General features: G+C 41.4%; 16 protein-coding genes and 1 pseudogene. 2 read left to right on the top strand and 15 right to left on the bottom strand.

Going from position 1 to position 9,829, the window contains the following annotated elements:
- The 6 genes and pseudogenes from BM278_RS17125 to BM278_RS17100 form a co-directional block, all read right to left on the bottom strand.
- Positions 1-207 (bottom strand): annotated as a pseudogene (locus tag BM278_RS17125) (IS701 family transposase); the annotation flags it as partial.
- Between the two features lie 358 nt (positions 208-565).
- Complete coding sequence (gene yunB / locus BM278_RS17120; protein ID WP_090952238.1) at positions 566-1,312, bottom strand: sporulation protein YunB; 747 nt, start codon at positions 1,310-1,312, stop codon at positions 566-568.
- Between the two features lie 73 nt (positions 1,313-1,385).
- Positions 1,386-1,688 (bottom strand): YunC family protein, encoded by a 303-nt coding sequence (locus BM278_RS17115; protein WP_090952241.1) that lies wholly within the window; start codon positions 1,686-1,688, stop codon positions 1,386-1,388.
- A 57-nt stretch (positions 1,689-1,745) separates the two neighbouring features.
- A complete protein-coding gene (locus BM278_RS17110; RefSeq protein ID WP_090952235.1) occupies positions 1,746-3,137 on the bottom strand; it encodes a bifunctional metallophosphatase/5'-nucleotidase in 1,392 nt (463 codons plus the stop codon).
- 13 nt (positions 3,138-3,150) lie between these two features.
- Entirely contained in the window at positions 3,151-3,969 is an 819-nt protein-coding gene (locus BM278_RS17105) for a sulfite exporter TauE/SafE family protein (protein ID WP_090952232.1), read from the bottom strand.
- Positions 3,970-3,984: 15 nt separating this feature from the next.
- Entirely contained in the window at positions 3,985-4,833 is an 849-nt protein-coding gene (locus BM278_RS17100) for a DUF72 domain-containing protein (RefSeq protein WP_090952229.1), read from the bottom strand.
- A 457-nt stretch (positions 4,834-5,290) separates the two neighbouring features.
- On the opposite strand from BM278_RS17100, the gene BM278_RS17095 reads away from it, so the two are divergent.
- Together BM278_RS17095 and BM278_RS17090 are read left to right on the top strand one after the other, a co-directional pair.
- Complete coding sequence (locus BM278_RS17095) at positions 5,291-5,896, top strand: bZIP transcription factor (protein ID WP_061580387.1); 606 nt, start codon at positions 5,291-5,293, stop codon at positions 5,894-5,896.
- Positions 5,897-5,983: 87 nt separating this feature from the next.
- Positions 5,984-6,466 (top strand): HIRAN domain-containing protein, encoded by a 483-nt coding sequence (locus tag BM278_RS17090; RefSeq protein WP_090952227.1) that lies wholly within the window; start codon positions 5,984-5,986, stop codon positions 6,464-6,466.
- A gap of 25 nt (positions 6,467-6,491) precedes the next feature.
- Here BM278_RS17090 and BM278_RS17085 read toward each other — a convergent pair whose 3' ends face one another.
- The 9 genes from BM278_RS17085 to BM278_RS18970 all read right to left on the bottom strand — a co-directional run.
- Entirely contained in the window at positions 6,492-6,704 is a 213-nt protein-coding gene (locus BM278_RS17085; protein ID WP_090952224.1) for a hypothetical protein, read from the bottom strand.
- An 83-nt stretch (positions 6,705-6,787) separates the two neighbouring features.
- Positions 6,788-7,042 (bottom strand): DUF2283 domain-containing protein, encoded by a 255-nt coding sequence (locus BM278_RS17080; protein ID WP_090952221.1) that lies wholly within the window; start codon positions 7,040-7,042, stop codon positions 6,788-6,790.
- Complete coding sequence (locus BM278_RS17075) at positions 7,020-7,394, bottom strand: hypothetical protein (RefSeq protein WP_090952218.1); 375 nt, start codon at positions 7,392-7,394, stop codon at positions 7,020-7,022. Before BM278_RS17075 ends, BM278_RS17080 begins: the two co-directional genes overlap by 23 nt.
- The gene (locus BM278_RS17070; protein ID WP_090952215.1) at positions 7,387-7,686 is read right to left on the bottom strand and encodes a DUF3467 domain-containing protein; all 300 of its coding nucleotides are present in this window, start codon (positions 7,684-7,686) and stop codon (positions 7,387-7,389) included. The genes BM278_RS17075 and BM278_RS17070 overlap by 8 nt, the downstream gene beginning before the upstream one ends.
- Before the next feature lie 164 nt (positions 7,687-7,850).
- Positions 7,851-8,585, bottom strand: coding sequence for an N-acetylmuramoyl-L-alanine amidase (locus BM278_RS17065; RefSeq protein ID WP_090952212.1), 735 nt, complete (start codon positions 8,583-8,585; stop codon positions 7,851-7,853).
- A 16-nt stretch (positions 8,586-8,601) separates the two neighbouring features.
- Positions 8,602-8,823, bottom strand: coding sequence for a phage holin (locus BM278_RS17060; RefSeq protein ID WP_244151219.1), 222 nt, complete (start codon positions 8,821-8,823; stop codon positions 8,602-8,604).
- Between the two features lies 1 nt (position 8,824).
- A complete protein-coding gene (locus BM278_RS17055; RefSeq protein ID WP_090952206.1) occupies positions 8,825-9,061 on the bottom strand; it encodes a hemolysin XhlA family protein in 237 nt (78 codons plus the stop codon).
- A gap of 14 nt (positions 9,062-9,075) precedes the next feature.
- Positions 9,076-9,252 (bottom strand): hypothetical protein, encoded by a 177-nt coding sequence (locus tag BM278_RS18975; protein WP_167359589.1) that lies wholly within the window; start codon positions 9,250-9,252, stop codon positions 9,076-9,078.
- 15 nt (positions 9,253-9,267) lie between these two features.
- On the bottom strand, positions 9,268-9,829 hold a 562-nt coding region (locus BM278_RS18970), incomplete at its 5' end, for a hypothetical protein (RefSeq protein ID WP_167359678.1).

Below are 9,829 nucleotides of genomic sequence, written 5' to 3'. Positions count from 1 at the left end.
TTTCGTGAAAAAATGGCTGAGTGTCGTGCGGTGGTTCGGATGAAAGCTCCAATGATGAAGATCGGTCAATGTTCCCGCAAATCCTTTGGTGGTCAGCGCATCCACGATATGAACGAGATGCTTCATGACAGGTTTTGAAAAATAAAGTGCCAACCCCAACATCGTGAAAAACTTGTGGATTCCTTGATGATGTGCTAATCTATTCATGAGACATGAACCTCCTTGTGAATAGTTTTGGTGACACATCTATTCTAATCAAGGAATCGGGTTCATGTCTCTTTTTTTGTTTGGTTGTAAATTTATGTTAGCGAATTTGCTCATCTACAGGATCATTTGTTATTGTCATTAGAAAAATTACCGTAACTTGTCCTATATTACAAAATCTTTTTTCTTCTCTCTATATAATAATGCACGCTCCATTTTGCCGAAGCCAATTAAACCAGAAATGATGTCAACAAGCCCTCTGGACCAAGAGAGTACCGAGATTTGCCCGTAAACAGAGCCTGTTACACAAAAACACTCATCGGCTTGTTACGTGTAGAAAAACAAATGTCGTTCATCAAAATCATTGTGAAGGAACTTTAAAAGACGGATTGACATTTCCACCATCATTATAAAATTCTGGGACTTCGCCTTGAATCACCTGCATCGCGATCGGAAGATCCGTTGAAACTGTCGCAGCTTTTGTCGCGAATGGAATCACTACTTGAATATCTACGGAAACGTGAATGTCGACCTCAATTAATGCGTTATTAATTCCAAACGGCTCAATTTCTTTTGTTACATCTGACGAAACATTGCCAATGAGCTGAAACTGAACGGGAACGCGTGGCCCAAGATTGCCAAGAAGCGAATTATCTGTAATTTGGCCAATTGGAATATAATAAATAATTCCGTTGTTTTCCTCTTTATCCAGTTTGGCATCAGGAAGTTCAAGCTCTGCGATCTTCCCTTCCGTCGCCGCTTTTAAGCTTTGCATGACATAATCATCCGTTTTGGCCAAAATTCGATTGACAACTGCCGTATTAAAATCAACCGAAGCAATTTTGCCGCTTTCGTCCTTCTGTACCGTAATTAAGTCGCTCATGTCCGTTTTTTCTTTTAAAAACTGCTGTTCAATCGCATTATTAATGACTAAATTGGCAATTCGTTTTGTTTCTTTTTCGGCAATTTCCATTAAGACTGGTTCAATCGCTTTATTAACGATCCAAAGGCTTATCGCAGTCGCAAACATAAAGAAAACAAACGTCAACAAAAATACGTATCGAAAGGGAAGCGGACCTTTTTTCAAACGCGCGGGAAATCTAGGCAAAATAAAATCCCTCCTTTACAAGCTATATGTATGCTTGAAAGAAGGGAGATAACGCAAATTGTTATATAATTTTTTACCGCATTTTCAACAAAGCATCTTTTCCTTTCATACCGGCCGTAATTCCCAGCTCTTCGGCAGCCACCGTCACCGATTCTAAAGGCGCTTCAAGCAGCTGTTCAATCGTGCGGACGCCAACGGCTCTTCCAGCAACAATTCCGCGGTCGCGCAATTTTTCGTTCAATAGCGCAACATCTAGCGCGCCGCACATAATGTACCCTTTTGCGCTTGACACGGCAAGCAAATTCGTTTTCGGCAATTGCACGGAAACGGCGATAAACGGATAATGATCGATCGTGATTGGAGTCACACTAATCATCATAAAATCACGCTCCTTCCCCCTATTCAATGTATGAGATAAAGGGAGGAAGTGCGCCTATTTTCTGTTTGCTAATTTCCACGCTAAAACATCCCGCAAAAATTCCGGCATGTAATATTCTTTTTTCGGAGCGCGCCGAATTTGCGGATAAAAATGCCCGATCGTAAACATATCAATCGTCGCCACATCATAAAGCTGGTCCGGATTTAACGGCTCGCCGTTAATCATAATGCGGCGAATATGCTCGGAACCGTCTTTTCCCGATTTCATTTCCAGTTCGACCCCGTCATACACCATTTGCCCCATCACTTTGCCGCGAAACCCGAATCCTTTAAATTCTAAGTATTTCATTCTTTCTGTATTCGCTTGTAAAATAATCTCCTTTAGTTCCGCGCCGCGCAGCTGCACTTTGCAAGGGTTGATCGGATGCGGGCAAATGCGGTGCAAATCTTTTTTTGTCACCATCCCTTTGTAAAGCGGCTCTAGCAGGACGCCCGCATTGACCATGCCAATTTCCGCATCACACCATTCTTTCAGCGCCGAAGCAAGCAGTTTGGCAAACGGAGATGGCGAAAACCATTGCAGCGGCAGATCTTCCTTCAGTTCTACAACTTGTTCCGATTCCAATTTTTTTAAACTTTGCTTTTCTAATAACGATAAAGTGCGCCTCATTTGCTCTGAATCTGGAAAGCTTTCTACATCCACAACGGTAGCCAACGCTTCATATGTATGGTCGCTTTCCTCAATTTCCAACTTCACTACCCCAATAAATTTTCCATATTTCCCGGCTCCACACAATAATGTGTCATTAATCCTTTTTCCCTCTGGGAGTAAATGATGGGTGTGCCCTCCAAGAATGATATCAATTTCCGGTATCGTCTGTGCGATTTTTTCATCATCATAGATTCCTAAATGAGATAATAAAATGACAAGATCGGCTTGCTTCTTCACCTCGGCCGCAATGTCTGCCAGCATCGCAAAAGGTGTCGTTACTTTCCAGCCCAGTAGCTCGTAAGACTTAGTGAAATAAGCGGTAACTCCAATCACGCCGACGCGTAACGTATCGGAAATGGGAATAATGCAGTACGGGTGCGCCCAAGAAGGGCGCGTGCCATCTTTCTTAAATAAATTGGCGACAAGCACCGGAAAGCGCGCGTTTTCATATAGTGTATCCAATTCATTGTAATCAAGGGTAATTCCTTCATTGTTTCCAATCGTTACAGCATCGTAATGAAGTTCATTCAGCAAATCCACATTCGCCTTTCCCCTTGTCGCCTCCGTAATTGGATGAAAGCGGTCAATAAAATCGCCAATGTCAAATAACAGCATCGTCTCATTGCGTTTTTCATGCTTTTGTCTTTGTTCCCATAAAAAACGAGAAATTTTCGGCCAATATTCAAAATGGCTGTGCACATCGTTCGTATGGTATACGTATACTGTCCGTTTCAACGAGCGCCCTCCTTTATGCAAAGCTTTGATAAATGAGACGGATTCCTAAAAGAACAAGCACGAGGCGCAAGGCGATCACAATCGTTTTGCTGCGAAGCCGTTTATTAATAAACGCACCTGTTTTCGCCCCAAACCAAACACCCGGAATTAAAGAAAGCGCAAACAGCCATTCGACATTCCCCATAAAAACGTGCGTCAGCGAACTAACGAGAGAGGATAAAAAGATCATAAACATGGAAGTCGCAACAGCGACGTGCGGAGGGAAGAAAAATAAAATGATCATCGCTGGAACCATTAACGAACCGCCGCCGATGCCAAACATTCCGCCAAAAAAACCAACGACAAAAGAAATGGCAATAGCGACGAGCGGATGATATCCATACGTCACCGTTTCCCCTTCATTCGTTATATAAGTGCGCGTAATTTTAAACGATTTTCTTTGCGAGCGCGCTGAAGCGTTGCTGCTGAAAGATAAAAAAAACGATACAGCGATTAAAAAAAGCCCGAAATATAGCGAAAAATGCTCTAAGCTTAACTTATTATTAATCCAAGCGCCAATGATCGCTCCAGGGCCGCTCCCGATAAAAAATAAAAGCCCGCTTTGGTAATCAACCATTTTCTCCTTCATATACGACAATGTCGATGATAGTCCGTTAAAAATAATAACAACAAGCGAAGTGCCGACCGCCACTTGCGGGGTGACGTGCGGCAGCCAATGTATAGCACCTAAAAACAGCAAAGATGGCACAATGATCACACCGCCGCCCAAACCGACTAAACTGCCAATCGTTCCCGCTAAAAAGCCGACAATCACTAACAATACGTACTCCATATTCTCACTCCAATGCTAAAATAAATCCAACTGCCGTGGCGCTAAATCCGTATACTCAATGCCGAGCAAGCGGATGAACTGCTTCGCGTTATCCGCAGCATCCCCGCCGGAATTGTTGTTAAACAATACATAAATATCATTCGTCTTCGTTTTTAATGTTTCAATATGCGCCACCCATTCGCGCAATTCCTCTTCGCGATATCTGTATAAATATCTTACAGCCCGCCAATTTTCTCCGCTTGTCGCCTTATTCCATCCATATACGTTGCGCCCATGTAAACGAATCAACGTTTTTTCCGCGTTGGTCGGATGAAGCACGGTTGGAACAGAGCCTTCCCCCGCCTGCGGCTCATCACAAATGCAATGAATCCATCCTTCTTCCGTCATAAACTGCAACGTTTTTGCATAAAAGCGCGGGGAAAACCATGAACGATGGCGAAACTCAAGCGCCACCGGAACTTCTTTCATTTGCGCCTTACACCAACGCAAATACATTACATGCTCGCGACGGCAATCAAACCACGGCGGAAACTGAAACAACACCATCGCCAGTTTCCCCGAGCGGATAAACGGCTCGATCGAGTCCAAAAAAGCGGCAAACATTTCTTCTTTGCTGGAATATGGAATTGGGCCGCGCTCATGTCCCGTCATGCCTTGGTACGCTTTCACGACAAAGCGGAACGAATCCGGCGTTTCACGAATCCACTTTTCGACATTTTGCCGCGGCTGAATCGCATAAAAATACGAATCCACTTCTACCGTGGGAAAATGCGCAGCGTATTCTTGCAGCTTATCTTTCGCTGCAAGGCCTGGAGGGTATAAGCTGTCGTGATCCCCCCAGCCGGTTAACCCTATATAAATCATACGTATCACCTAGCTTCAATCATATCATAATTGCAAAAAATTTGAGAACAACGGAATGCGTGCGGCAAAAAACGTGAAAACCATCCACTCGCCATAGGCAAATGGATGGTTTTTGAAAAAACGATGAGTTTTTGTGGGTGTGGCGCACCAAAATAGGCGCTACACCCTTGATATTATAAGGATTAACCAATACTTCCTTCCATTTCAAACTTAATTATTTTTGCTCACAGCATGGGTAAACAATACTTTACGATTATTGATTTTGTAAGGTTTTTCGAATTATTTAACCTGATTAAAAAGTAACCCACTATAAAATTGTGGGTGTTTTGTGGGTGACCCACAAGTATCTAATCAGAAGGCCGGAGTCTTACTCCGCCTTTTTTCTTATATAGACCATTCAAAAAATGGTCATTTCGCTTTATAATGGAATCAAGGGAAACAAAGAAGGGGGATACATATGCTTATCGTCATCGGTTTTTTTGCCGGATTAGCTTTGATTATTTATTCGATCATCCACCATTTCCGGCATCGGAAGAAAGAAGGCTACAGAAAAGCTAACTTCTTCATCCCGTTAGTATCGGGAATCTTGCTTTTTGGAATTTCGCTGTCCAACGCGTCAGTAGCAACATCGAAAGACGAACTGGAGAAAAAATTAGAACAAGTGACAGACGAGCGGGACGATCTGTCGCTAGAAGTAACCAATTTACAGGCTGAATTGGATAAGGTCAAAGCTGAAGCGAGAACAGTGCAGAAATCATCCGATGCTGACGGCCAACAACAAAACACCTCAAAAGAAGAAACAAAACAAGAAACTGAAAAAACTGTCACGCTTGGAACAGGAACCTTTTATGTTGGGGAAGATATAAAAGCAGGACGATACATCGTTTCTACAAAAGGACAATCCGGTAACTTCGTTGTATTGAATGAGCTTGGTGTCCCGGAAGTAAATGAGATTCTTGGGACGGACTCTATGGCGGTAAATAACATTACCGTATCATTGAAAGAGGGACAAGAAATAAGAATTATGAGTCTAAATCAAGTTACATTTACACCCAAAAAATAAAGAAAAAGCCCCTCTCGATGAGAAGGGCTTTTGCATTAAAAAACAAAATCATCATTATTTAGCGAATTATCACAAGGAGGAGTAACAGTGTCTAATCTTACATTTAGAGTAACTGGTGTATCATATGAAAATGAAACAGGAAAAGACATACAAAAACTCCTTCACAAAATCGGGCGTGAAATCGCAGAAGAAAAAGGAATTGAACTTTATTCAGGTTTATCAAATTCTGAGATTTTGGAGTATTATGATGAAGTTCCAGAATTTGAAGATGTTGAATTTGGTGAATACATTGTATTCAAAAAAGATCCGAATAATGAGTACGATCCAAATGCAATAAAAGTTTACATTGAGTTGGATGATGAGTTACACCATATCGGCCATGTTCCTAGAAAGTACAATAAAAAAATTGGAAAATTACTTGATTTGGATTTAATTGATGATATCGAAGCTACATTCACCGGTGGGAAAATTAAAAAAGTGGATTACGATTTTGAAAAAGATAAAGAGGTTGTTGTTATTAAAGAACTGACGTTGGGTGTAGAAATAACGGTTCATTATAAAGATGAATAGCAAGGCACGGATGGACTGTGCCCTTTCATATGGAATCATCTTCATCATCATGGAGAAACGGATATTTCAGGAGCATTTTCTGGAATGAACCTTCATCTTGGATCGGGAGTCGACGCAGAGCTTTGTAGTAGCACTTCTGATGAATAACGGTGTTGATGATGTCGAGGAAGACTTTTTCGTCGATCTGGATCGGTTCAGAACAAACGGGACAACGCAATCTGCCGACGATTTTGATCATGGAATCACCTCCGTGATGAATTTTCAATAAAAATAAAAAAAGCCCTTCTCGAATGAGAAAGGCACTTTACTTCCGAACTATGTTTAATTAATAAATTGTTCATTAATCCTTTTGAAGTCAATTTGAAATGGTATAACATTTATTAAGTGATCTATATCTATTTTTCGGTACCCCATAATGATGGCACCAATTACTTCATCTGTATCATCGTCTTTTCTAAGAAAAATACCTGGAGATACTTCATCTTCATAAGCCATTCTAGGGGGACCTATAAAAATATACAGTACATCATGTTCTTTATCGTAATTAATTTTTTCATTTTCTTTTTGGACGTACATATATAATCCCCCTTTCTCCAGTCTCTCTCATTCTTGATATTGAAAATATTGTACAAACATCTCCTATATCAGTGCTATGATCTACAACAACCATCACAGGCTTTATTTTATTATTGGATGTCAAATGAACAATGTCATAATAACGCTCCCTATTTTCAATAGGGTCTTTTACAATAAATTTCGGGTCTTCAATTATTCCTTTAATCGTTTCTTCTTGACCGATAAACTCCGGTCTATAATGATCGCCGTCTATAACATGCATATTCCATGTAGTTTGTTTTAGTGCAACCATTCTGCCTAATGGATCTGTTGTAGTAAATATATATTCCCCTTTTGCTTTTTCTTTACACATTCTCCCGACCCTCAACTGTAATTTTTCCTTCTTCCTGTAACTTTCTTACTTTTTCTTCATTTACTTGAGGGATTTCACCGAACAACTCTTCAAAGCGTTGAACATGCTCCAATAGCATATATGCAAATGCCTTAGCATGTTCTGGACTCATTTTAATTTCTCCCAAATATGTAGTGCCTTGAGGAGAATTATTATTTAGAAGAAAAGTAAAATCATACGGGCTTGTTGCGATGCTAATACCATTGCAGTACACATTAAATGGTTGAGAATGATTTGTTACGTTTTGTTCCACAACTCATCCCCCGCCTATAGAGTTTTATTTTTAAATATCTGTATTAACGTACTTAATATTATCTAATTTAACATTTTGTATCAAATTCCTTCTTAATTTTTCATTAAAAAAGATTGTACATTTTTTATAAAAATAAAAAATCCCTGCCGTTTGGCAGGGATTCATTATTTCAACAATCCTAAACGATCAAGAATTATGGCCAATTGCGCTCTTGTGACAGGCTCATTCGGCGCAAATGTACCATCCTTTTTACCTTTGATGATTCCGGCTTTCATCGCTTTTCGAATGCTCTTTTCTGCCCAATGGCCGGTGATGTCATCCTTCACAGTATTTTTTTGCACGGTAGTTTGCCCTCCTTTTTTCTTCAAGCCAAATGCCTTCACGATGCCTTGTACGTGGCCATATGCGATTTGTTGCAAGAACTGATCGGATTTTAGTTTTGCTGCGTCGCGTGGATTGTCAATGAACAAGTTTTCAGTCAGGATGGCCGGCATATTTGTCAAGCGAAGTACCGCATAGTTCGCACGTTTTTTGCCGCGATCTCGTACTCCGCCAATTGCCTTCATAATCTCCGCGTGAATCACGTTCTGATATGCAACAGTTTTTGTACTGACGTTGCCGTTGAAAATATATGACTCGAACCCGGTTCCACCGCCAGCGTTGATGTGAACGGAAATGAAATAGTCTGCTTTCGCTCTGTTAGCAATTGCCGCACGCTCCGAAAGCTCAATAAAACGATCATCCGTCCGTGTGTAGATGATCTCTACACCCTCGTAGTCTTTGAGCATGTCACCAATTTTTTTGACGATATTCAATGTCAAATCTTTTTCACGCAAACCATTCCCTACAGCCCCACTATCTGTTCCGCCATGTCCTGCGTCAAGAACAATTTTTGTCACTGTGAATCCCCTCCTATCAAGATAATCCGTGTTTCTCCAACACTTCTTTTTGTTTGCGTCCCTTCTTGCTCAAATAGTTATTTTTCCAGCCCATGTACAGCGCATAGATTCCAGAAACAACAGCAACAACATCATTGACCAAATCATCAGGAATCGTTTGATAACCAAGCATGTTTAGAACCGCGTTGATGACAGCAACGATAAGAAAAATAAAACGGGTAACACTTGCTTTATCCATCTCACGCACCCCCTTTCAATGCAGCAAAAATAATGGCTACGATTCCCCCGACCACCGAAACAATTATTGCGTTCGTGATCGTTCGTCGTAGCCATTTTGTATCATCCTTGATTGCTCGAATGTCATCGCGCATATCTTTGATGTTTGCCTCCGCAACCGCGAGACGAGTTTTTACATCAACCATGTCATCACGGAGCATCGCCACATCTGTTTCCAGTTTTGCGACACGTTGTTCCATCGAATCACACCTTTCTATTGCTGTTGTACCGGAGCGATCAATTTGATCGCTTGTTTGTTCACAATGACATTCCCAACCGCAATCATCATGATTTTCGGGTCGTTCATTTTTTGGGCTAGATCAGCCGCATTATAATCTGCAATATCCGCCGTAAACGACATACCGTCATGCAAAAAGATTTGAACTGTCATTATTTCATCCTCCCTTTAAGCTGGTGTGTATGGGATATATCCGATAAGTGAGCCGCCCAAGTACAGGTTTAAACGCTGTCCGGTCGTATAGATACCGAGACGAATCGCCTGCCCAGAACTCGGTTTAACATATTCATAGTCCGAATGAACATGTCCGGAGAAAGAGAACGCGCTGGCGTGATAGCCGTCTAGCATATCGGCGTTTTGACAGTACGTTGGAGCGTTATCGCCCCAAATAATTCGATATGCTGTAGAAAAGTCTATTGTTGTCGTTCTTCCGCCTCCAGGCAAATCAAATCGAATCCCTAAACCGGAGTGTAGAAAAATTTCGCCCATGCAGTCGATAATTAAAGAATCACTGCCAGCAGGTGAATTTATGGATGCGGCTGATCGAAAGTTGATCGCCTTATCACCGGAATAATCGAATGGTTCGCCAACCCATAGGGCGCTGTTTACTCTCGTGATTCCATCCAAGTTAATCTTCTCCGCCTCAATCGTCACGGTCGTTGGCGTCTGATTAATCCGCGAGACAATCTCGGCTCCGTTATAGTCAGAGTAGGATACTTTTTGTTCAATT

This window comes from Parageobacillus thermantarcticus (assembly GCF_900111865.1).
GTDB lineage: Bacteria > Bacillota > Bacilli > Bacillales > Anoxybacillaceae > Parageobacillus > Parageobacillus thermantarcticus.
Note: the sequence above shows the minus strand (reverse complement) of the source record. Positions and strands in the feature narration are given on the sequence as shown.

Bases quoted from the DNA above. Each gene is read 5' to 3' on its own strand.
- BM278_RS17115 (WP_090952241.1), bottom strand. From the start codon at position 1,688: ATGATTAGTGTGACTCCAATCACGATCGATCATTATCCGTTTATCGCC.
- BM278_RS17055 (WP_090952206.1), bottom strand. From the start codon at position 9,061: ATGGAACAACGTGTCGCAAAACTGGAAACAGATGTGGCGATGCTCCGT.
- BM278_RS17075 (WP_090952218.1), bottom strand. From the start codon at position 7,394: ATGTGTAAAGAAAAAGCAAAAGGGGAATATATATTTACTACAACAGAT.
- BM278_RS17105 (WP_090952232.1), bottom strand. From the start codon at position 3,969: ATGGAGTACGTATTGTTAGTGATTGTCGGCTTTTTAGCGGGAACGATT.
- BM278_RS18975 (WP_167359589.1), bottom strand. From the start codon at position 9,252: ATGACAGTTCAAATCTTTTTGCATGACGGTATGTCGTTTACGGCGGAT.
- BM278_RS17085 (WP_090952224.1), bottom strand. From the start codon at position 6,704: ATGATCAAAATCGTCGGCAGATTGCGTTGTCCCGTTTGTTCTGAACCG.
- BM278_RS17080 (WP_090952221.1), bottom strand. From the start codon at position 7,042: ATGTACGTCCAAAAAGAAAATGAAAAAATTAATTACGATAAAGAACAT.
- BM278_RS17095 (WP_061580387.1), top strand. From the start codon at position 5,291: ATGCTTATCGTCATCGGTTTTTTTGCCGGATTAGCTTTGATTATTTAT.
- BM278_RS17100 (WP_090952229.1), bottom strand. From the start codon at position 4,833: ATGATTTATATAGGGTTAACCGGCTGGGGGGATCACGACAGCTTATAC.
- BM278_RS17060 (WP_244151219.1), bottom strand. From the start codon at position 8,823: ATGGATAAAGCAAGTGTTACCCGTTTTATTTTTCTTATCGTTGCTGTC.